The organism is Flavobacterium sp. HTF (assembly GCF_003105115.1).
GTDB lineage: Bacteria > Bacteroidota > Bacteroidia > Flavobacteriales > Flavobacteriaceae > Flavobacterium.
Genome location: NZ_QETH01000001.1, coordinates 97,263 through 121,274, shown reverse-complemented (window position 1 = coordinate 121,274; position 24,012 = coordinate 97,263). Strand labels below are relative to the sequence as shown.

At 35.8% G+C, this 24,012-nt stretch carries 19 protein-coding genes; 9 read left to right on the top strand and 10 right to left on the bottom strand.

Going from position 1 to position 24,012, the window contains the following annotated elements; all coding sequences use genetic code 11:
* Positions 1-40 precede the first annotated feature (40 nt).
* From DCO46_RS00475 to DCO46_RS00450, 6 genes are all read left to right on the top strand, one after another.
* Positions 41-754, top strand: a complete 714-nt coding sequence (locus DCO46_RS00475) for a 3'-5' exonuclease (RefSeq protein ID WP_116750628.1) — start codon at positions 41-43, stop codon at positions 752-754.
* Between the two features lie 93 nt (positions 755-847).
* Positions 848-1,921, top strand: coding sequence for a winged helix DNA-binding domain-containing protein (locus DCO46_RS00470; protein ID WP_116750627.1), 1,074 nt, complete (start codon positions 848-850; stop codon positions 1,919-1,921).
* Between the two features lie 110 nt (positions 1,922-2,031).
* Positions 2,032-3,471 (top strand): nucleoside recognition domain-containing protein, encoded by a 1,440-nt coding sequence (locus DCO46_RS00465; RefSeq protein WP_116750626.1) that lies wholly within the window; start codon positions 2,032-2,034, stop codon positions 3,469-3,471.
* Between the two features lie 392 nt (positions 3,472-3,863).
* A complete protein-coding gene (gene tnpA, locus DCO46_RS00460) occupies positions 3,864-4,325 on the top strand; it encodes an IS200/IS605 family transposase (protein ID WP_116750625.1) in 462 nt (153 codons plus the stop codon).
* Positions 4,326-4,329: 4 nt separating this feature from the next.
* Positions 4,330-4,968: a hypothetical protein gene (locus DCO46_RS00455; RefSeq protein WP_243416225.1), complete on the top strand. Its 639-nt coding sequence runs from the start codon at positions 4,330-4,332 to the stop codon at positions 4,966-4,968.
* Between the two features lie 172 nt (positions 4,969-5,140).
* The gene (locus tag DCO46_RS00450; protein WP_116750624.1) at positions 5,141-6,745 is read left to right on the top strand and encodes a fumarate hydratase; all 1,605 of its coding nucleotides are present in this window, start codon (positions 5,141-5,143) and stop codon (positions 6,743-6,745) included.
* A 240-nt stretch (positions 6,746-6,985) separates the two neighbouring features.
* Here DCO46_RS00450 and DCO46_RS00445 read toward each other — a convergent pair whose 3' ends face one another.
* The 3 genes from DCO46_RS00445 to DCO46_RS00435 form a co-directional block, all read right to left on the bottom strand.
* On the bottom strand, positions 6,986-7,486 hold the full coding sequence (locus DCO46_RS00445; RefSeq protein ID WP_116750623.1) for a PAS domain-containing protein: 501 nt from the start codon (positions 7,484-7,486) through the stop codon (positions 6,986-6,988).
* 94 nt (positions 7,487-7,580) lie between these two features.
* A complete protein-coding gene (gene dinB / locus DCO46_RS00440; RefSeq protein WP_116750622.1) occupies positions 7,581-8,663 on the bottom strand; it encodes a DNA polymerase IV in 1,083 nt (360 codons plus the stop codon).
* Between the two features lie 84 nt (positions 8,664-8,747).
* Positions 8,748-11,531, bottom strand: coding sequence for a M4 family metallopeptidase (locus DCO46_RS00435; protein ID WP_116750621.1), 2,784 nt, complete (start codon positions 11,529-11,531; stop codon positions 8,748-8,750).
* Between the two features lie 472 nt (positions 11,532-12,003).
* On the opposite strand from DCO46_RS00435, the gene DCO46_RS00430 reads away from it, so the two are divergent.
* Together DCO46_RS00430 and DCO46_RS00425 are read left to right on the top strand one after the other, a co-directional pair.
* Complete coding sequence (locus DCO46_RS00430) at positions 12,004-12,738, top strand: metallophosphoesterase family protein (RefSeq protein WP_116750620.1); 735 nt, start codon at positions 12,004-12,006, stop codon at positions 12,736-12,738.
* 51 nt (positions 12,739-12,789) lie between these two features.
* Positions 12,790-13,317, top strand: a complete 528-nt coding sequence (locus DCO46_RS00425) for a DUF6646 family protein (RefSeq protein WP_116750619.1) — start codon at positions 12,790-12,792, stop codon at positions 13,315-13,317.
* Positions 13,318-13,389: 72 nt separating this feature from the next.
* On the opposite strand, the gene DCO46_RS00420 is transcribed toward DCO46_RS00425, so the two are convergent.
* A complete protein-coding gene (locus DCO46_RS00420; RefSeq protein ID WP_116750618.1) occupies positions 13,390-14,277 on the bottom strand; it encodes an S-adenosyl-l-methionine hydroxide adenosyltransferase family protein in 888 nt (295 codons plus the stop codon).
* A 199-nt stretch (positions 14,278-14,476) separates the two neighbouring features.
* On the opposite strand from DCO46_RS00420, the gene DCO46_RS00415 reads away from it, so the two are divergent.
* The gene (locus DCO46_RS00415; RefSeq protein ID WP_207784935.1) at positions 14,477-17,131 is read left to right on the top strand and encodes a TonB-dependent receptor; all 2,655 of its coding nucleotides are present in this window, start codon (positions 14,477-14,479) and stop codon (positions 17,129-17,131) included.
* Positions 17,132-17,268: 137 nt separating this feature from the next.
* Here the strand turns inward: DCO46_RS00415 and DCO46_RS00410 are convergent, their stop codons facing one another.
* From DCO46_RS00410 to DCO46_RS00385, 6 genes are all read right to left on the bottom strand, one after another.
* Positions 17,269-17,922, bottom strand: coding sequence for a 3-oxoacid CoA-transferase subunit B (locus DCO46_RS00410; protein WP_116750617.1), 654 nt, complete (start codon positions 17,920-17,922; stop codon positions 17,269-17,271).
* A gap of 84 nt (positions 17,923-18,006) precedes the next feature.
* Positions 18,007-18,903, bottom strand: a complete 897-nt coding sequence (bla, locus tag DCO46_RS00405) for a class A beta-lactamase, subclass A2 (RefSeq protein ID WP_116750616.1) — start codon at positions 18,901-18,903, stop codon at positions 18,007-18,009.
* Between the two features lie 103 nt (positions 18,904-19,006).
* Positions 19,007-19,708, bottom strand: coding sequence for a CoA transferase subunit A (locus DCO46_RS00400; RefSeq protein ID WP_116750615.1), 702 nt, complete (start codon positions 19,706-19,708; stop codon positions 19,007-19,009).
* Between the two features lie 169 nt (positions 19,709-19,877).
* Positions 19,878-22,184, bottom strand: coding sequence for a penicillin-binding protein 1A (locus DCO46_RS00395; RefSeq protein ID WP_116750614.1), 2,307 nt, complete (start codon positions 22,182-22,184; stop codon positions 19,878-19,880).
* 10 nt (positions 22,185-22,194) lie between these two features.
* Entirely contained in the window at positions 22,195-22,674 is a 480-nt protein-coding gene (locus tag DCO46_RS00390; protein WP_116750613.1) for a gliding motility lipoprotein GldH, read from the bottom strand.
* Entirely contained in the window at positions 22,658-23,992 is a 1,335-nt protein-coding gene (locus DCO46_RS00385; RefSeq protein WP_116750612.1) for a stage 0 sporulation family protein, read from the bottom strand. Before DCO46_RS00385 ends, DCO46_RS00390 begins: the two co-directional genes overlap by 17 nt.
* Positions 23,993-24,012 lie beyond the last annotated feature (20 nt).

The window sequence follows — 24,012 nt, the reverse complement described above, 5'->3', positions numbered from 1 at the left end:
ATTCGTGTTAATTAGTGTAATTCGTGTTTAAACTAAAAATATGATTGAAAAAATAAACCTCAACAACATTCTGTTTCTGGATATAGAAACCGTTCCCGAAGAAGAGAATTTTAATTCGCTTGACGCAGAAATGCAATCGCTTTGGGATCTTAAAACACAATATCAGCGAAAAGACGATTTTACGCCTGAAGAATTTTATGACCGTGCGGGAATCTGGGCAGAATTTGGAAAAATCATTTGTATTTCGGTTGGGTATTTTACGATTAAAGGCGATATTCGAAATTTCAGGGTGACTTCTTTTTTCGGAGAAGAAAAAAAAATCCTGAAAGATTTCAATAATCTTCTAAATAATCATTTCAATCAGCCGCAACATCTTTTGTGCGGGCATAATGCAAAGGAATTTGATATCCCGTTTTTAGCACGACGAATGATTATCAATCAGATTGCTATTCCTGACAAATTAAATTTATTTGGAAAAAAACCATGGGAAATTCCGCATCTGGATACTTTAGAATTATGGAAGTTTGGTGATTATAAACATTTTACTTCCTTAAAATTGCTGACTAAGATTCTTGGTGTTCCTTCTCCAAAAGGCGACATTGACGGAAGTCAGGTTGCACATGTTTTTTATGTCGAAAAAGACATTGACCGCATTGTAACCTATTGCGAAAAAGATACGATTGCCGTAGCACAGATTTTTCTGCGCTTGCGCCGTGAAGATTTATTGATTGACGATGAGATTATTCATGTTTAGTCTTTAAGTTGCTAAGCTACTAAGGTTCTAAGATGCTAAGTTTTTTTGCTAAAATGTTTAAATGAACTTCAATAACTTATATGGTTTAAAAAAATGATTCACGAGGAAATTTCACATCATCGTTTGGTTGCTCAAAAGCTTTATAAATCAAGTCCTTGTTCGCCACAGGAAATTGTACAGCATTTAGGCGCAATGCAGGCTCAGGATTATACGATGGCGAAATGGGCAATTGGTTCCCGTTGCGATGCCTCCGAAAAAGAAATAGAAGAAGCTATCGATTCAGGGAAAATTATCAGAACTCATATTTTGCGTCCCACCTGGCATTTTGTTTCTGCCGAAGATATTTACTGGATGCTTGATATTTCAGGACCTCAGGTAAATCGTATGGCAATCTCGGCTGCTAAAAAGTTTGGTTATGATATTAAAAAGCTTGAACAGGTTAAAATTTCTATCGAAAAGCTGTTAGCCGGAAACAATCATTTGACCCGTGAAGAAATTATGCGGGAACTCAACGTTAAAAAAACTTCAAGTGACGATTTTTTAAGTGCTGCCATTATGATGAATGCTGAACTTGATGGTTTGGTCTGCAATGGAAAAATGAGAGGCAAAAAAATTACATATGCTTTGCTCGAAGAAAGGGTTTCTAAACCAAAAAGTAAATTATCCAAGGAAGAAGGACTTGCTAAATTAGCCAAACGTTATTTCGAAAGTCACGGACCGGCAACTTTGCTGGATTTTTCATGGTGGTCAGGTTTTGCACCTACAATTTGCAAATCAGCTATTAATGCAATTGAATTGCAATTAAACCATATAACTATTGATAATCAGGATTATTGGTTTGAAAAAACATCCCACAATGTAGATCAGTTCCGCGAAAGCGTGCACTTTCTTCCGGCATTCGACGAAATTTTAATTTCATACAAAACCCGCGAAGTTTCAATTTTAACAGAACATCAATCAAATGCTTTTACCAATAATGGCATCTTTAAACCGATAATTCTAGAAAACGGAAAAGTAATTGGAACCTGGAAAAGAACCGTTAAAAAAGATCAAATCAAAATTGAGACTCAGTTTTTTCATGAAACTGAAATTCATAAAAAAGAAATCCTCTTTGAAGCGATTAAACCTTTTGAAAACTATTTAGAATCCAAAGTTACTATTGAATAAGGCAAATTTTCACATAAAATGAACGTTTTTATGGAAAAGCTTCTTCTTTGAACAGTAAAATCTTTATGCATTATATTTTGAAATAATTACATTTACAAAAAAATATAATTATGGTACTAAGTAGATTCTGGTTAGTTATTTTTATTTCTTCGATTGTTTTTATTGTAGTTAGTTTAGTGACTGCCGATACCTACACGATGGATTATGTTTTGAATGGAAAAAAAGACGATCCGATTCTGGTTTCCGAAAAATATGCTGAACAGCTTCCTGCTTTTATCAAAGACAGTATCAAAAAAGCGCCGGATCAGACCATGGTTATCAATCGTGATACGCTAAACTCCGATACTACTTATGTTTATAAAAACAAAACTGTAAAAATTTACAGCGGACTTCAAAAATCCGATGGTTTATTGCCTACCTGCAAAAGTACTCTGGTTGATTTAATTTTGCCCCTTATTGCCTATCTGGCTTTCTTTTGCGGATTAATGGAACTTTTAATTATTTCAGGTGCTTCCGGAAAATTAGCAAAAGCCCTGAGTCCGGTTTTTGTAAAAGTTTTTCCGAGTATTCCCAAAAACCACCCTTCTATTTCCTATATGACCTTAAACTTTGCTGCTAATTTCTTAGGATTAGATTCTGCAGCGACTCCATTTGGTCTTAAAGCAATGGAAAGTTTACAGGAAATAAATCCCGAAAAAGACAAGGCAAGTGATGCCCAGATTATGTTTATGTGTCTGCATGCGTCGGGTTTAACTTTAATCGCAACTTCAATTATCGGATATCGCGCCGCTGCCAATGCAAGCAATCCCGCAGATGTGATGCTTCCTTGTATCATTACTTCGTTTATCGGAACTATTGCCGCTTTTCTTATTGTTGGAATCAAACAAAAAATCAACTTTAAAAGTGCTTCTTTAGTTATTGCCTTAATGGTTCTGATTGCCGGAATTATTGGTTTGCTCATGTATGTAAATCATTTGGATTTAATCGGAAAAAACATTTTCACTTCAAATCTTTCTGCGTTGATACTGATCGGTATTATTGCTTTTACCCTGATTTTCTCTTTCATTCATGAGAGAAAATTTACTGAAGCCAACACAACCGTTTTTGAAAGTTTTGTAGTGGGTGCCAATAATGGTGTTAAAACCGGAGTTACCATTTTTCCTTATGTATTGGGAATGCTGGTTGCCATTTCGCTATTCAGAAACAGTGGCTTATTTGAAATCATCAGCGATGGTATTGCTTTTGTCTTCTCTAATATGGGTGTAAGCAAAGAAATAACCAATGCGCTTCCGGTTGCCATGCTGCGTCCGTTTAGTTCTGCCGGATCACGAGGATTCCTGATCGATTCTATGAATACGTTTGGAGCAGATTCTTTGACCGCGAGATTGAGCAGCATTTTTCAATGCAGCGCAGAAAGCACTTTTTATGTTATTGCGGTTTACTTTGGCTCTGTAAATATCAAAAACACCCGTTATGCTTTGGGTACCATGCTTTTGGTTGATTTAATCTGTGTAATTACGGCTATTTTTGTGGCTACCTGGTTTTTTTAAATTCAGATAAATAATTATGAACCGAGCCGATGGCTCTCCAATTTATTGGATTCTTTGCGTTTAACCGGATTAAATCCGGCCCTACAATATAGAATCGAGCCAATGGATCTTTAAATCAATGAACTAAAATGTTCCGAAGGAACAATTTATATTGTAACAACAGATTTTAATCTGTTCATTACAAAAACATTACGCCATAAATTAAAAATGTAAAAGTTCCGGAGGAACAATCATATTGTAGCAACGGATTTTAATCCGTTGATTATGAAATACGTTACGCCAGAAGTTCCGGAGGAACGATTCATATAGTCATAAAAAAGAAAGTTAAATATTACAATTTTATTAATTCTGCTAATAAGAATAATTTATTTTGCATATAAAAATCATTGAAGATGGCGAATACTTATTATCAGATTTATGTGCAGGTCGTTTTTGCTGTAAAATACCGGGATGCCATAATTTCGGAAGAATGGAGATCAAAATTGCTTGGTGTAATTGGCAATCTGATTAATGAAACAGGATGCAAAACGATTATTGTAAATGGTGTTGAAGACCATGTTCATTGCCTTTTAGGGCTAAAACCTACTATTTCTATTTCAGATTTAATGAAAGTTGTAAAAGCAAAGTCATCTAAATTTGTGAATGATAATCAATTATCAAAATCAAAATTTAACTGGCAGGAAGGTTATGGTGCATTCTCATATAGCAGATCACAAATAGATTCGGTTTATAAGTACATAGAAAATCAAAAAGAACATCATAAAAGAGAAACGTTTAATGATGAGTATTTGAACTTTCTCAATAAATTCAATGTTCCATACGAAGAAAAATATATTTTTGAAGACCTAATTTAATTCCATGAAAATAACATATATTTTTATTTTAATCCTTTTGGCCGGCTGTCAAAAAGAACAGAAAAAAAATCAAATTGCCAGCGTAAATAATATCGAAACTCCTGAAGTCGCTATAATTGATACAAAAGAAACGGAGGCTCCGGCTTTAAAAACAGATACGATTCTTCTTTCTAAAGACAAAAATGGATTAGTAAATTACGTTCTGGCAAATCTTGTCGGTCAAAAAGCAGATAAAGACAGTATTGTAACATCGAAATTCAGACTTGACTTTTATCAGAACAACACTATAATTGCTTCTTCAAAAATATCCATCAAACATTATGAAAAGGGTTCGGAATGGAGCGGGTCTTTAGGTTTGACTAATTCATCCGATAAAGATTCTCATTTCATAAAAATTGATTCGGGTTATCCTGCCTGTGGATATACATTTAGCAATTATTTGTTTTATCTGAAAAACAATGATCTGCAACTCGTTCATGACTGGGAATCTATGTCAGACAGCGGATGGGGAGTATGGACAGAATTTGTAAATAACGGCTCTGAAACCGGAAAAGACCCTAAAATGTTTTATTGCAAAACTGTTGCATTTGAGCCTGCAGATGATGATTCAGAAGATTCCGGAATCTTAACTTACTCAGATTAAATCTCTTTTTCTTTAAAAGGAAATCAGTGGAAAAAACAATTACTTTCAGCAAAAGACAAAACTTATTTTCAAAAGAAGATGAGCCTTAATGAATTTTACAAGCAGGATTAAACCTCGTAATTCAAATCCTTTCTAAGATAAATAATTTTTAACTTTGTAAAAAAACAAAGCAATGATTGATTTTATATACCAGGATCCTTATCCAATTTTAAAAGATGAGACACAATACCGCAAAATCACTTCAGATTTTGTAAAAGTCGAACAATTTGGTGAACGCGAAATACTAACTGTAGATCCGAAAGGATTAGAGTTGTTGGCTGAAGAAGCATTAACAGATGTTTCGTTTATGCTGAGAACAAGTCATTTACAAAAATTAAGAAAAATTCTTGATGATCCCGAGGCTACAGATAACGATCGGTTTGTGGCTTACAATTTGTTGCAAAATGCTTCTGTTGCTGCCGAAGGCCAATTGCCAAGCTGCCAGGATACGGGAACTGCAATTGTAATGGCAAAAAAAGGAGAAAGCATCTTTACTGGTGTTGATGATGCAGAATGGTTAAGCCGAGGAATTTTTAATACATATCAAAAACGTAATTTACGTTATTCACAGATTGTACCAATTTCGATGTTTGAAGAAAAAAATTCAGGATCAAATCTTCCGGCGCAAATTGATATTTATGCTAAAAAAGGAACTTCTTATGAGTTCTTATTTATGGCCAAAGGTGGAGGATCTGCCAATAAAACATATTTATACCAGCAGACAAAATCATTATTGAACGATAAATCTATGGATGCTTTTGTCCGTGCAAAAATCAAAGATTTAGGAACTTCGGCCTGTCCTCCTTACCATTTAGCTTTGGTAATTGGCGGAACTTCAGCGGAAGCCAACTTAAGTGCTGTTAAAAAAGCATCTGCAGGATATTATGATCATCTGCCTACTTCGGGAAATATGTCCGGTCAGGCTTTCCGTGATTTAGAATGGGAACAGCGGGTACAGAAAATCTGTCAGGAAAGTGAAATTGGTGCTCAATTTGGCGGAAAATATTTTACACATGACGTTCGTGTAATTCGTTTACCACGACATGCCGCTTCCTGTCCGGTTGGATTGGGAGTTTCCTGTTCTGCTGACAGAAACATCAAAGGAAAAATTACTAAAGACGGAATCTTCGTTGAACAGCTGGAAGTAAACCCAAAACAATTTTTACCTGAAACGGCTCCACATTTAGAAGCTCCGGTTGAAATTGACCTGGATCAGCCAATGGCAGATATTTTAGCTAAACTATCCCAGTATCCAATAAAAACACGCTTAAAACTTAACGGAACCGTTATTGTTGCCCGTGATATTGCACATGCAAAAATTAAGGAACTATTAGATGCAGGCCAGCCAATGCCGGAATACTTTAAAAATCACCCTGTATATTATGCAGGCCCTGCAAAAACTCCGGAAGGAATGGCTTCAGGAAGTTTTGGACCTACAACGGCAGGTCGTATGGATGTGTATGTTGATGAGTTCCAGAAACATGGGGGAAGTATGATTATGCTTGCCAAAGGAAACCGTACCAAACAGGTTACAGATGCCTGCAACACATATGGCGGATTCTATCTGGGTTCTATCGGTGGTCCGGCCGCTATTTTGGCTCAGGACAATATTTTAAAAGTAGAAGTGGTTGATTTTGAAGAATTAGGAATGGAAGCTGTTCGTAAAATCACCGTAAAAGACTTCCCTGCTTTTATTATTACTGATGATAAAGGAAATGATTTCTTTGAGAATTTGTAATTTTTAGGTACAAAGGTTCAGAGGTACAAAGGTGCTGAGGTGCTGAGGTGCTGAGGTGCTGAGGTGCTGAGGTGCTGAGGTGCTGAGGTGCTGAGGTGCTGAGGTGCTGAGGTGCTACGATTTAATAAATAAAAACCGCCATTAGGCGGTTTTTATTTTATGTTTTTTTCTGTAAATCTTTCTATTTCTATACTTATTGTACCTTTGTACCTCTGCAGCTTTGTTGCTTTGTTCCTAAAATCAGGCACTTAACTCTTCACTTTCAAAAGCTATAAAATGCGAAAGTTTTCCATTTAATGTAAATACCGGAGATGCGGAGATTTTGCATTTATATGTTTTACCGTTTTTCTTGTAGTTTTGAATTGTCTTTTCAAACGGAACCTGCAAATCAATTGCTTTTCTAATTTCTTTCAAAGCTATTTTGGAGGTTTTTGAACCCTGGAATATTTTTGGCGTTTTTCCCAGGATTTCATTTTCTGTGTAACCGGTCATTTTTTTTATTCCGCTTGACGCGAAAACAATTTTAAGGTCTGCATCTGTAACCATCACAACTTCTTCCTGTATACGATCTTTAATATTCAGGTTTTCTTCATCCCATGAAAATTGGGAAGAAAGTTCTTTTACTCTTTTCAAATCAGCAAAAATATGTTTTAGCTCATTAAGATATTCATAATGAAAATCCCATGCCATAATAGGCACTGAATTATGATTTGAGATTTCATCTGTTTTTGCTTTTTTCATTTTAAAAAATAATATAAACTTACTTTCTATAAATATAGAGAGAAAATTCTTAGGAAAATAATAATTGAATGCATTTAACGCTTGTCTATTTTGCTTAAAAAGCAAACTTTAACTGAACTACAACTGCCTTCTTCTCTTCTGTGTTCAGGTTATTGAGCGATATTCCGAGCAAACGCACAGAATCTTTCATCCGTTCCTGATACAGCAATTCTTCTACTGTTTCGAGTATCAGTCCTTTATCAGAAATAAAATAAGGCAGTGTTTTGCTTCGTGTTTGCTGGGTAAAATCGCTGTATTTTATTTTGAGTGTAACGGTTTTACCCGAAATTTTATGCTTTTTTAATCTTTTTTCCAGAGAAGTGGCAATCCTGTCCAGTTGTTCTAACATGAATATTTCCGAAGATAAATTCACATCAAAAGTATGTTCCGCCGCAACAGATTTGGTGATCCGAAATGGTTTTACTTCACTGTTATGAATACCGCGCACCACTTTGTAATAGAATCCGCCTGATTTCCCAAAGTGTTTTTCGAGAAACTCCAAAGATTTTCCTTTTAGGTCAAGTCCGGTAAAAATTCCCAATTGATACATTTTTTCCGTTGTGACTTTTCCAACTCCATAGAACTTTCGGATTGGTAATTCTTCCAGAAAAGATAAAATCTCATCCGGGTTTACTGTTTTTTGTCCATTTGGTTTATTAATATCACTGGCAATTTTGGCAACAAATTTATTGACAGAAATTCCCGCAGAAGCCGTAAGACCCACTTCGTTCAAAATTCTTAATCTAATTTCCTGGGCCAATAAACTGGCGCTTGGGTTTCCTTTTTTATTTTGGGTAACATCAAGATAAGCTTCGTCAAGCGAAAGAGGTTCAACCAAATCGGTATATTCGTGAAAAATGGAATGAATTTTATTTGAAATCTCTTTGTAACGATCAAAACGTGGTCGCACAAAAATGATTTCAGGACAATATTTTTTGGCCAGAAAACCGCTTATAGCACTTCTGACTCCAAACTTACGGGCTTCATAACTCGCTGCCGAAACCACTCCTCTGTTTTCTGATCCGCCAACAGCAACGGGTTTTCCTCGTAAAGCAGGATTATCCATCTGCTCTACCGATGCATAAAAAGCATCCATATCAATATGGATAATTTTTCGATATGTAGGCGTTTCTGACATGTTACAAATTTAACTAGTTTTGTGCATTGCAGAAACAAAAAAAGCCCCGTAATTACGAGGCTTTCAAATATAGTTGAACTGAACTTATTTTTTAATGAACTTTTTGGTAACTGTTTTTTGAGAACCTTTTAATTCAATTAAATAAATCCCTGTATGCAAATTACTTACGTCAATCGGATTTTCAGATAATTCACCTGAACCAACCTGTTGTCCTAACGTATTAGTGATCGTAAAAGTAGCTCCTGCTTTGTTTGCTAATGATATACTCAATTCATTACCAACAGGATTTGGATATACTGTAATTTCTGAACCTGTATTATCTGTGGCAAAAGCAAAATCGTTACTCGCAACTTCTTCAATTGTTCCGGCAGCAGTAATATTTACAGTATAGTCTTCCACTTGTCCATAAGAAAAACTTTCACAGGCAGTTGGTATTCCGTTATACTTCATAGAAACTCTCAATCGGGTTGTTCCTAAAGCAGCCGTTGCAGGAATTGTAATGGATCCTGAAACAGGGCTGGTTGTCGATGCAGATTTTGTCCAAACAGTTTCTCCTGAATCTAAGAAATCTCCGTCTTGATTGTAATCAATAAATACCGCATATCCTTCACTGTAAACAGAAGATGTCCATGATGGCGTAATGGTAATGGTATAAGAGGAACTTCTGCTGGCATTTGTAGAAATTGAGGTTAAATTTTCATAACCCGTAGTTCCGGAAGAAGTATTGTTTATTGTGCCAAATACCACTTTACCAATTCTTTCGTCTGCAGCGTTGTTTCCTTTTGAGGTACAATAGGTTACTGTTGCAGCTGTTGTGATAACATTCACGGTATTACTTGAAGCAGAAATATTTCCTGCCGCATCTTTTGCTTTTACAGAAAAAGTATAAGCTGTTGAAGCAGTAAGTCCCGTTACGGTGTAACTTGTCGTTGTAGCACTTCCTTTTAGCGTAGAACCCTGATAAATATCGTATCCTGTAACGGCTACATTATCTGTAGATGCTGTCCATGTCAAATTAGTCGTTGTTGCTGTTGTACCGGAAGCAGCCAAAGACGTTGGTGCTGACGGTGGAGTTGTATCACCAGATCCTCCTGAATAGGCTGCACCTACTCCAACTGCGTAAAAAGCATTTGTTGTGGCAATAACCTCGGCAGAACCCGCTCCATATAAATCAATTGCAGACTGAATTCCGTAAGTTCTTGCGATCGCATACGTTGAATTGGCAGACAAATACTCGCTTTCTAAACGATAAGCAATTTTTGCTGCTTTATCAATTGTAATTCCGGTAACGTTATAAGCGTTTCCGATATCGTTTGTACCTGTTTTACCAACTGAAAGGATATAAAACCAGTGATTTAATACTCCGGAATTAGTATGAACACCACATTGGTCATTGTTATTTGTTGGTGTACAATTTACGTTCACCCAATAAGTTCCACCGTAAGTATCCGGCTGGCCTTCTGAATTTGGATCACTCATAGAACGTAAAGCAGCATGTCCTGATCTTCTTTCGATATCTTCTCCAACCAACCATGTTGATTTTGTTGGTGCTGCACGATATTCTATACAAGCTCCCCAAATATCAGAGAAACCTTCATTCATAGCACCCGATTCTTTTTGATAAGCAAGATTTGCGGTATAAGTACAAACTGCATGGCCTATTTCGTGTCCTGCAACGTCCAGCGCTGTTAAGATATCAAATCCTCCTGTTCCCGTTCCGTCACCGTATGTCATAACACTTCCGTTCCAGAAAGCATTATTGTTATTTGGATAACCGGCAGCAACTAAGTTATAATGTACATAACTTTTGATTTTTGCACCGGCATCATCGTAACTGTTTCTGCCATGTACGGCTGACCAGTAATCATATGTCATTTCTGCTCCCCAGTGAGCATCCAGAGCACCGTTGTCTTTATTTGTGTTATTGTATTCAATCCAGTTGTTATCAGCATCTGTAAAATTAGTTGTCGGATATGTCGCCGTTCTTGCAGAGTTATAAGTCTGGATTCCGTTTCCACGCGTTCCGTCAAGCAGGATATAAGAAGATCCGCTTAATGTGGTCTGAATAGTCTGCGTTCCGCTGTAACGAGTTGCAGCATTTGCAGCCACAATTGCCGTTTTTGCATTCAGGCTGTTTTCTTTAGCAACTGGATTTTCAGATTTTGATTTTCCATGACTGTTTTCACCAAGATGTTTTATTGTGGCATTGTAGAATAACGCTTTTCCTGTAACAGCATCAATATACAAATCACCACGACTCAAAGGATTTGTGGCATAAATATCAAATTTATACGCCAGACGAACTTTATCAGTGGTTCTGTCTTTTCCCTGGTTATCCATGTCGGGTAAGAAAACCAATTCGCCCTTTGGTTTTTCATAATCTATTGCAGCGGCATCCTGAGGAGAATCCCATAAATATTGTTTTGCGCCAGTATGGGCAACAGCTCTGTTGAAAGCTTCCTGAGGTGAAAGAGAGGTTTTCAATTTTGCATTTTCAATTTTATAAAACTCCCCATTCATTGATTCCAGTTTTCCATTTTTAGAATGAAGGGTGTAAGTAGCAAATTCTACTTTAATTCCCTGTTCATACAATTGAAATTTTTCATGGGTATAACCCTGGCGGTCTGACTGGGTTTTAATTTTTGAAAAAGACTGATTGTCCTTCAATTCTAATTGTTCTTTAAATACTGTCTGATAATCTGAACCTTTGTAGGTTGATTTTTCATTGAAAGTAATTAAACTCGGTTGTCCGTTTTCAGATAAACTTTTTTGGTTTACTCTTTTATCTGTTTGCTGAGCAAATGCAGAAAGCGAAAATGTAAGTGCAGCAACTGTTGTCCCTACAATTTTGGGTAAAGTACTTTTCATACGCAATTTGAATTTTTAAATTAGTTAAAAGGGGTTAAAAAACTTACAAATAAAATATGTAAGTAAATACTTTATTTGTTGGATAAAAATATACAAATTTTGTTAATTAATCGGATTATTTTACCTTTTATCGATAAAATACAACATTTGGTCGTGAAAAGACATCAAAAAATAACACAAAATCTCAGCAATTGCAATGCCTTACACAATAAACAACTATTGCATTGAAAACTAATATTTTACATAAATTAATCTAGATTTACAGTCATTTTATTGTAAGAAAACCAAAATTGGATACTTTTTCGATCACTAATTTTTAAAAAAAGAGGGAATTATCACTCCGTCGCTGTTTTTTGTAAACTAAAACTTAAAATAAACTTCAAGCCAAAAACGGGATTTATTAAAGATTCGTTACTTAATGATCACATACAAATCATTTTCTTTATTTTTGTCTCATACGAAATAAAATAAAATGCGAACATTTGTTATAGGTGACATACATGGAGGATTACTTGCGCTTGAACAAGTGTTGAAAAAAGCTGAAGTTACTACAAAGGACACCCTTATATTTTTAGGCGATTATGTTGATGGATGGAGCCATTCTACAGAAGTAATTGATTTTTTGATTGATCTTAAAACCAAACAAAACTGTATCTGCATTAGGGGAAATCACGATCAGCTTGCGTTAGACTGGCTGGAAAACCGACATGAGGAATTTGACGAAGAAATGTGGTATAAACATGGCGGACAGGCTACAGTTGAAGGCTATTCTAAACTTTCAGAAGAAAAAAAGAAAATCCATATTGCTTTTTTTGAATCGTTACAGGATTATTATCTTGATGATCAGAACCGTCTATTTGTGCATGCCGGCTTTACCAATTTAAGTGGTGTCAGATATGAATTTTTTTCGAAATTATTCTATTGGGACAGAACCCTTTGGGAATCAGCACTCTCTTTAGACCCTAATTTAAAACCCGACGATTTATACTATCCAAAACGTTTTACCGTTTATAAAGAAGTTTACATCGGGCACACTCCGGTAACCAGAATTGGCCAAACGGTTCCTATAAACAAGGCATGTGTATGGAATATTGATACTGGTGCTGCCTTCAAAGGTCCGTTGACTATTATGAATGTCGACACCAAGGAATACTGGCAAAGTGATCCGCTAAACAAACTGTATTTTAACGAAAAAGGTAGGAATTAAATCATTAAAATTTCTACATTTGCCCTGCAAAATAATTAATATTTAAAATTTATGAAAAAGGTTATTACACTTTTGTTCTTAGTATCATTCGGTTTTATTAATGCACAGCAAGCCTTCAAAGGTAAGGGAGACATTAAAGTAAATGTGGGTGCTAATCTACAAGATGGTGGTTCTGGAATTCAGGGGTCAGTAGATTTTGGTTTGGGAGAAAATTTCTCTTTTGGTTTCGTAGCTAATTATTTATTAGGAGTAGACAATTTTACAGGTTTCTACCATAATGTTCCTTCGGCGTATTATGATACAAAACCGGAATTTCAGGATCGTTTTGACGCAAAAGCCAGAATCAATGCAAATTTATCAAGTGTAATTGGTGTTGAGCAATTAGATGTTTATCCTGGATTAAGTTTAGGTTTACATAACTTTGGAGGTCATGTTGGAGGTCGTTATTTCTTCACTGACGGATTTGGTGTTTTCACAGAAATCGGATTTCCAATTGCGAAATACGGAAGCAATAATGATCCATTTTATCATTTAAACAACCAGGCTACTTTTAGTTTAGGAGCTTCTTTCAATTTGTAATTCAAATCATTAGTATAAAAAAAGCGTTCATTTTGCAATGAACGCTTTTTTATTTTTAATCTGCTAAAGTTTTTATTTACTTAGTAAAATACTCCAGTTTGCTCCACTGTAAATTTTATGTTTTTCTGAAAAACTTCCCTGATTTACTGCCAGAGAAAAATTCAAAAGACTATTAAAATAACAAACATCTGTACCTACAGCTACTTCTCCAAATGTATTTACCAATTTCAATTTTCCATCGTATACCTTCTTTGCTCCGTCAAAAATCTGAATTTTAACCTGGTCACCTGCTTTTAGGTCTAAATTAGCAAAAGTCTTTTTGTCAATATTGGTCCAGACATTTCCGTACTGAATGTCCAGAATCGGAATTCCACCTTTGATCACCCCTTTATCAAAAACAGGTTTTTGGTATTCTATTTTCACTACTTCGTTTGGCAATTTTTGTCCCACTTCTTCAAAAGTGATTGTTTTAGAAGCTAAACGGGCTCCGGTAAAAGCATAGACATCACGACCATGAAAAGTATATGATTCTCCAGAATTCTGACGTCGGTTCTTTACCTCATCTATTTCACGGATTTCCTGAATCCCAAGCTGTTCTGCAATTAAAGTTAAAGTTCCGTTGTCCGGAGTTACAAAATAATGTCCCGATTTAGTAAGCAATACCACAGAATGTCTGGCCGTACCAACTCCGGGATCACAAACTGAAACAAAAACAGTTCCCGAAGGGTAATATTGTGCAGTTTGTGACAAACGATAAGCCGCTTCCCAAATATTGAATGCCGGGATTTCGTGTGTTAAGTCAAATATTTTTAAATCGGTAGAAACACCCATTGCTACACCTTTCATAGCTGAAACCGCTCCATCTTTCAAACCAAAATCTGATTGAAAAACCAATACATTATTTTGCGAAAACCCATTAAAAGTTATTGCACACAAAAAGAGTAATAATCTTAATTTCATTTTTTTTCATTTTAGAATTTAGGCAAAGGTATTTCATTAAGCTCAAAAATGAAGCTTTATGATTCTAAAAAATGAGATTATATCAATCAATTGTGAAATTTTCAAATTACATTTGCATTTAATTCTTTAGCCTATATAAATAATAGACTAAATAAATGCACTTCCAAAACAAACAATACGTTACACAAAATAAATATCTATGAGAAAAAAAATAAAAATTGTATTAACTGCAATTCTCACTTTATCAAGCACTTTGTTTTTTGCACAAAGTCATGAAATTAGTGGAACCGTTATTTCTGAAAACGGCAATCCATTAGAATTTGCAACTATTCTTGTAAAAGGGACACAAATAAGTACAACGAGTGATGCATTAGGAAAATTTAAAATATCATCTTCAGCAAATGCGCCAACTCTTATTGTTTCCTTGTTGGGCTATCACTCCAAAGAAGTAATTGCAAAAGATCATATTGTAGAAATTCAGCTTGTTCAGGAAAACAATAGTCTTGATGAAATTGTAATAGTCGGAAGCAGAAATCCAAAGAAAAGCAAACTGGAAACAGCAGTTCCTGTTGATGTCGTAAATCTTGCCAAAATCAGGAATACAACTCCTCAAACCACTACAAATGATATTCTGACTTATCTGATTCCATCATTTAATTCAAACAGACAACCTTCTGCCGACGGAACCGAACACATCGACCCGGCATCTTTAAGAGGTTTGGGTCCGGATCAGGTTTTAGTTTTAATTAATGGAAAAAGAAGACATACCACTTCATTAGTAAATTATCAAAACACGGTTGGAAACGGTTCTGTGGGAACTGACTTAAGTGCTATTCCGGCCTCAGCAATAAAACGTATCGAAGTACTACGTGATGGTGCAGCCGCGCAATATGGATCTGATGCTATTGCTGGTGTGATCAATTTGGTTTTGAAAGATAATGCCGGTTTTGATGTTAATGCAACATACGGAGGAACTTCACGAAATGATGGTGAGACTACCAATATCAATCTGAACTATGGTACAAAAATCGGTAATAAAGGAGGTTTTATCAATTTAACGGCGGAATTTAATAACCGCCAGAAAACAAATCGTTCTCAAAATCATAACCTGATTATTTTTGATCAGTCGGCTTACAACAATTATTTTGCTTATGACTTTGCAGATGATCCTGCACAATCACGCCAGATTGATGATAACTTGCTTACTCAAAACGGATTGAAACGTGATGATTTTAATTTTCAAATTGGAGATGCAAGAATCAAAAACATTCAGGGATTCTTTAATGCTTCTGTTCCACTAAACGATCAAATCGAATTTTATGCTTCTGGCGGTGTGAGTCATCGTGAAGGAACGGGCTACGGCTTCAGACGTTTACCAAGTGAAACTGAAAATGTTGTGCCTTCAATTTTTCCTTTTGGATTCCAGCCTGAATTAAACTCAGTTGTAACAGATCTTTCTTCTTCAGTTGGTTTTAAATTCAAATTTGGGCAATGGAAATTGGATTTGAGCAATACAATTGGCGAGAATAAATTTGTTTATGATGTTTCAAATACCAACAATGTTTCATTGGGCGCCAATAGCCCCACTGAATTCAAAGCCGGAAACCATTCTTTCCTTCAAAACACTGTAAACGCAGATATTTCGAGATTGTATAAAGATATTTTCAATGGTTTGAACGTTGCTTTTGGTGGTGAATATCGTTTTGAGAAATACCAAATTGTTCCCGGCGAAGAAGCTTCTTACATTGATGGCGGCGCACAATCTTTCCCTGGGTTTTCACCATTAAATGAAGTTGATAAAAACAGAAACAGCAAAGCTGTTTATGCGGATGTTGAAGCTGACATTACAGATAAATTTTTAATCGGAGTTGCGGGACGTTATGAAGATTATACAGATTTTGGAAATACACTAAATGGAAAATTATCTGCCAGGTATAAAATCCTTGATAATCTTTTTGTACGTGGAGCAATTAGTTCCGGATTTAGGGCTCCTTCTTTACATCAGCAATATTTCAATAACATCGCAACAGATGTCGTTGATGGAGAATTATTGAATTCAGGTATTTTCAGAAATGACAGTGATGTTGCCAAAAAACTTGGGATTCCGAAACTAAAAGAAGAAACTTCCAGAAATTACAGCTTTGGGATTGTTTTTTCTCCAACAAAAAAACTAAGTATTACAGCCGATTTCTATCACATAAGAATTGATAACAGAATAATTTTAACCGGAAACTTAGGAAATGATGCTTTTGGTGAACCCGTGCCCGAATTACGTGATATATTTGCAACATATGGCGCGCAAACAGGCCGTTTCTTTACAAATGCAATTAATACCACTACAAACGGACTTGATGTAGTTATTGATTATGATATAAATGCTGGTGAGGGAAAAATAAACCTTTCATTACTTTATAATTACAACAACAACAAAGTTGATAATTCGTTAAACAACATTCCGACTTTATTTGCAGGTCAGGAAGATGTTTACTACGGGCCACAGGAAAGAAGCCTTATAGAAACTAACACACCAAAACACAAAGGAACTTTTGCGGTAAATTACAATTTTGCAAAATGGAATTTCTTATTGAGAAATACTTATTTCGGTGAAGTTATCCGTGATGGATTTCCTTTTGGAGGAATTCAGAAACACAATGGAAAAATCGTTACCGATATGACTATAGCCTACAAAATAACACCTAAGGTTCAGATTGCATTAGGAGCCAATAACTTATTTGATGTTTTCCCGGATGAGCAGATCTATGAGAACAGCTATTATGGAGTATTTAAATATGCTCCCGTACAGATGGGAACAACCGGGGCTTACTATTTCGGAAGAATGAGTTTTAGTTTGTAAGTTGCTTTACCGCAATGAACGCAAAGATATTTAATACAATTCTTTAAAAATAAAAAGCAAAGCCGCCCAATTTGGGCGGCTTTGCTTTTTATAAAACTTTGTGTCCTTTGCGTTCCTGCGCTCCTGGCGGTTAAAATCTAAATTGCCATTTCAGGAATTTCTCCTTCAATTATCAACTCAGCTTCTGTTGATGCTATGATATGCTCCACAGAAACACCTGGCGCCCGTTCTAAGAGCTTAAATCCTTTTTCTGTTACTTCGAGAACGGCAAGTTCTGTTACAACCTTTTTAACGCATCCTACACCTGTTAATGGCAAAGTACATTTTTTAAGTATTTTAGATTCACCTGCTTTATTGACGTGCATCATGGCAACAATGATATTTTCGGCGGAAGCCACCAAATCCATTGCGCCTCCCATTCCTTTTACCATTTTTCCCGGAATTTTCCAGTTGGCAATATCTCCGTTTTCAGAAACCTCCATAGCACCCAAAATAGTTAAATCAACTTTTTGACTGCGAATCATTCCAAAACTAAAAGCCGAATCAAAGAAACTGGCTCCCGGAAGTGTCGTTATGGTTTGTTTTCCTGCATTGATAATATCGGCATCTTCTTCTCCTGCAAAAGGAAAAGGCCCCATGCCTAAAACTCCATTTTCACTTTGGAATTCCACCGCAATATCTTCACGAACGTAATTAGCAACCAAAGTCGGAATCCCGATTCCAAGGTTTACGAAATAACGGTCTTTTACTTCTTTTGCAATTCGTTTTGCTATATCTTCTTTTGTCAACATATTTCTAATGTGTCAATTTGGAAATTAGATAATTAAATAATGCCATACTGCGCCATCTAAATAATTTTCTAATTATCACATTTTCTAATTATCTAATTCTTTTTTTGTAAAATAATCCCAGGTTACTTTTGTTATATCTGCAATTATTTTTTCAGTGTCTTCTTTGGTTTCAGTAATTTCTTTTAAATAAACTGAAAGTATAAAATGTTTTCCATTTGGAAGTTTTACTATTCCAACATCGTTCATCGCAACACGCAAATTATTGTCATTTGTGCCTGAAATTCCTGTTCGATGTGCCAATTCCGTACCTTCAGGAAGTCCTGCTTTCATCCAGGTTAAACCTCTTGATGTTTCTGTCATTATTTGATACAAGTATTTTGTTGATGATTCTTTCAGAATTTCTCCTTTATAGAATTTCTCAAGCAATTCCGTTGTCGCTAATGGAGTTGAAGTATTTATATAAAGGTTTTTCCATGTTTCCATTTGCTGTTCGTTAACCTTAATCACAAAATCCTTAATTCCTTGTTTGGTTATAAATTTCTGAATCTCTTTTGTTCCTCCAACTAATTTAATCAATACATCACACCCATTATTGTCGCTATGGGAAACTGTATATCTCAATAATTTATCCAATGTCAAATCTATATTCCCTTCAGGATAATCATCCCTCATCGGACTCCAGGTATTTTCATGTAAATCTTTCTTCTTAATAAAGATTTTTTGATCTAGTGAAAGCTTTCCTTCGTCAACTTTATTTAAAACAGTTAAAGCAATATGGAATTTAAAAACACTCATTAAAGGCGCTTTCAAATTTCCATTAATGCTTAAAGTATCTTTGTCTTCAATACTTTTAATGGAAATCCCAACTGTCGCATTCTTAGTTGCAATAATCTGATTTAACTCTTTTCGAAGATCAGACGGTGTTTGCGAAAAAGCTTGAAAAGTCAAAAAGGAAATCAGAAGTGTCGAAAATTTGGTCATATTTTTAATGTGTTCATTTTTTAATGTGCCAATTAGTCAATTAGATAATTTTCTTTGCGTAATCTAATTCATTATCAAATTGACTAATTATCTCATTATCTAATTAAACTCTCTGTCTTACCGTACGCTGTTCAATTCTCTTTTCAAATTTTTCTCCCTGAAAGATACGCTGTACCATAATTCCCGGAATATGAATCTGATTTGGATCTAAAGTGCCAGCCGGAACTAATTCTTCGACCTCAGCGATTGTAATTTTTCCTGCACCCGCCATACAGGCGTTAAAGTTTCTGGCAGTTCCTTTGAAAATCAAATTTCCGGCTTCGTCGCCTTTCCATGCTTTCACAATAGAAAAATCAGCTTCAAAAGCTTTTTCCATGATGTGCATTTTACCATTGAATTCCCGTACTTCTTTCCCTTCGGCCACTTCTGTTCCGTAACCCGCAGGAGTAAAAAATGCTGGAATTCCAGCCTGAGCAGCTCTTGAACGTTCCGCCAGGGTTCCTTGCGGAATAAGCTCAACTTCTAATTCACCCGAAAGCATCTGACGCTCAAATTCTGCATTTTCTCCCACATAGGATGAAATCATTTTTTTGATTTGCTTTTTCTGCAAAAGCAATCCAAGTCCAAAATCGTCAACTCCGGCATTATTGGAAATACAGGTTAAATCCGAAATGGTTGTATTGACCAGGGCAGCGATTGTATTTTCAGGAATTCCGCATAATCCAAAACCACCGAACATAATTGTCATACTGCTTTCGATTCCTTTTATAGCATCCTGAACATTGTTTACTTTTTTTGTTATCATAACAAACTGTCTTTATTACCGTATAATTTTGATAAAAATAAGATTTTTAGATTTAATTATAACGATTTCGTAAAAAATAAAATCTATTGACTGTAAAAAAAATATCCTTTTGCAATCTTCTAATTTATAGAAGTACAAAAGGATATTTTATATAAGGAATGAACTTAAATTATAATTCGAATTCGTCTGTATTCTGTTCTGTTTGAGTTGTATCTTTTACCACTGCCGGTCTTTGGTAACAATCTACTTTGATAGAAAGATTAGCCGGACGCTCAAACTCAGCTTTAGAAACCTGAAGATCTTTATCGGCGTAACACAATTTCATAAAATAGGCCCAAACTGGTAATGCTGCTGTTGCACCTTGTCCGTAAGTCAAACTTTTAAAACGTGCTGAACGGTCTTCACAACCTACCCAAACACCTGTTACTAAGTTTGGAACCATTCCCATAAACCAACCGTCTGATTGATTTTGTGTTGTTCCGGTTTTACCCGCAATTGGATTTTTGAACATATACGGATATCCGGTCCAACGGTTATCTCCACTACCACCGCCCTGCGTACGTAAACGCGCTCCGGATCCGGTTTCAGTTACACCCTGAAGTAATTTGATTACTGCAAAGGCAATATCTTTATTTAATACATCATGAGATTCCGGGATTGGCTCATAGATAACCTCACCGCTTTTGTTCTCAATTCTGCTTAAAAATTGTGGTTTTACGTAAACTCCCTGATTGGCAAATGTGCTGTATGCAGCCACCATATCTTCAACTGTAATATCAACAGCTCCTAATGCGATAGAAGGCTGTACGGGAATTTCTGTCTTAACTCCCAGTTTTCTGGTCAATTCAACAACTGCTTCCGGACCTGTTCTGTCAATTAATTTTGCCGAAACGGTATTGATAGAGTTTGCCAAACCTTGTTTTAAAGTTACCATTCCTCTGTATCTGTTGTCAGAGTTTCTTGGCTCCCAGTCTGCAGTTACGTGGTGTCGCCCTTTGTGAATCATAAATGGTCCGTCAAGGATAGAATCACAAGGAGACATATTTAATTGTTCAATAGCGGTTGCATAAACAAATGGTTTAAAAGTAGATCCTACTTGTCTTGCTCCCTGTCCAACGTGATCGTATTGGAAATATTTATAATTAATACCTCCAACCCATGCTTTAATATTTCCGGTTTGCGGTTCCATTGCCATTAAGCCGGATTGCAAAAAGTGTTTGTAATAACGAATAGAATCCATTGGCGTCATAATAGTATCACGCTCCCCTTTCCAGGTAAATATTGTCATCTTAGCTTTTACATCAAAAGATTTAATGATTTCATCCTCGCTTTTATCCATATCTTTCAAAGTCGCCCAACGAACAGAATTTTTCATTGCCTGCATCATGATACGATCTGTTTCCGCTTTGGTGATGTTCACAAAAGGCGCATTTTTATTGTTTTTCATTTCAATAAAAAATTGCTGTTGCAGGTTTTTCATGTGTTCGGATACTGCCTCTTCTGCATATTTCTGCATTCTTGAATCGATAGTAGTATATATTTTCAAACCATCTTTGTAGACATCATAATCTGAACCATCCGGTTTTTTGTTTTCAGCTGTCCATTTCTTCATATAATCACGAAGATACTCTCTGAAATAAGTAGCCATTCCTTCGCGGTGACTTTCCAATTTGAATTTTAAAGCAATTGGCAAGGCTTGCAATCTTTCTTTTTCAGACTCTGAAATCATTTTTGCTTTTGCCATTTGAGAAAGCACGACGTTACGACGGTTCTTTACCCCTTGTGGATTTCTAACGGGATTGTATAATCCTGAGTTTTTGAACATTCCAACTAAAATAGCTGACTCATCCATTGTTAAATCTTTCGGGTCTTTAGAAAAATAGGTCTGTGCAGCTGAACTTACTCCAACCGAATAATTTCCGAAATCATAAACATTGCAATACATTGCCAGAATTTCATTTTTGGTATATTGTCTTTCCAGACGAATGGCAATAATCCATTCTTTTATTTTTTGTACAATCCTAAAAGGAAGGAATTTAGATCCTTCTCCGTGAAATAGTTGTTTTGCCAACTGTTGGGTTAATGTACTCGCCCCTCCGTTTGTTCCTAAAGTAAAAACAGCTCTTAAAGTTCCACGTCCGTCAATTCCTGAATGTTCGTAGAAACGGGCATCTTCGGTAGCGACCAAAGCTTCAACCAGACTTTTTGGAAGATCTGAATATTTCAGCTGAGATCTGTTTGTTTTGAAATACTTACCAATTACAACTCCGTCAGAGGAAATAATTTCGGTAGCCAGGTTAGAGTCCGGGTTTTCTAAATCCTCAAAAGAAGGCATCGATCCGAATAATCCCCATGATGCAAATAAAAAGAAAGCCAAAATCCCTAATAAAGTATAGGCAAAAACCCTCCAGAATTTCTTTTTATAATAGTTAATATCTTTAGTAGTAGCTGTTTGATTGTTTTTTTTAGTAGCCATAAATATTCGTCTAATCTTTTTGTTCTATTCTAAAACCTACGTCTGTAATACCTTCTAAAGCCTGAACACCAGGTATTTTTCCTGATTCCCTAACTGCCTGTTTGATGTGTACTTTGTATTTTCCTCTAAATTTCACACCTTCTTTATAAAACAGTTTACTTTCTTTTATATCTGTAAACCCGTTTCCTAATAACGTTCCATCCGGATTTGCCATTTGGTACTCCAGGGTATCCACTTTTGTGAATCCGCTTGGTGTTTCAATAGCTACAATTAAAAACAAATTATTAAACGGATAATTGTTATTGTCTCTCAAATTTACAAATAAATTGTACTTTTTGGTAGAATCTAAAACTGGCAGATCAAATGTTACAATACTGTCTTTATGCCACGCACTTCCAACAGATTTGTACTGATCAAATACTCTTTTTTTGTCGCATGAAAAAAGAAGTATCGCTGCCAAAATAAGAATCCCGCTATTTTTTATTCTCATTTTTAGTAATAATTATAGGTTTTCTTGGTTCTGCCGGTTTGTTGTCATTCGGATTATTTGGTTTGTTCGAATGATTTTGTTTGTTGTTCGGCTTTTTCTGCTTGTTTGGATTTGCTCCTGCAGGCTTATTATTGTTATTCGCCTGAGGTTTTGCCTGATTTGGGTTTGCAACAATTGCATTTTCAGCATTTGGCTTGCGTTTTCGATTTGGTTTTTTCTTTCTTTTTGGCTGATCAAAACGTGTTAAACTTTCCTGACCCATTGCATTATTGAAATCTTTTTCAGGCTCCGAAGTAACTTCAATAGCGAAATCTTCAAGAGAAGATACTTTATTTTTTTGTTTGTTTTCAGCAATGATTTCTTTAACCTGATCAATTTTTAAAACATGCCAGTTTGCAAAATTATTCGTGTAGGCAAACCACATTAAGCCTTTAAAAATATCTTGTTTCTGACAAATTGCGTCTCCTTTTTCAGTTACTAACTTAGTATCATAATCCGGAAAATCTTTTAACGCATCCATGTACGTATCAAGCTCATAATTAAGACAACACTTTAATTTTCCACATTGCCCTGCTAATTTCTGAGGGTTTAGTGAAAGCTGTTGGTATCTGGCTGCTGAAGTATTTACACTTCTGAAATCTGTAAGCCATGTAGAACAGCAAAGTTCTCTTCCGCAAGAACCAATTCCGCCAAGACGGGCCGCTTCCTGACGAAAACCAACTTGTTTCATTTCTACTCTGGTACTAAATTCTTTAGCAAAATCTTTAATCAGCATTCTAAAATCGACTCTGTCGTTTGCTGTATAATAAAATGTTGCTTTTGAGCCGTCTCCCTGGAATTCAATATCCGAAATTTTCATTTCCAGTTTATGCTGAATCGCCAATTCACGGGCGCGAACCTTCATAGGTTCTTCGCGGTCACGTGCTACTGACCAGATATCAATATCTTTCTGAGATGCTTTTCTGTAGATTTTCGGAACTTCGTTACTATCAGGATTTACTCCTTTTTTCTTCATTTGAATTTTTACCAATTCGCCTGTAAGTGTAACAATTCCAATATCATGTCCCGGTGAAGCAACAGTTGCTACTATATCACCAATACTTAAAGTCAATTTTTCTGAATTTCTAAAAAATTCCTTACGTCCGTTTTTAAAACGAACCTCAACACAATCAAAAATTGCCTCTCCATTTGACGGACTCATGTTGGCAAGCCAGTCAAAAACCGTCAATTTGTTGCAGCTATCGGTGCCGCAAGTCCCATTATTTTTACAACCCTTTGGTGCGCCGCCATCGGAGGTTGAACAACTTGTACATGCCATAATTATATATGTAGTGTCGC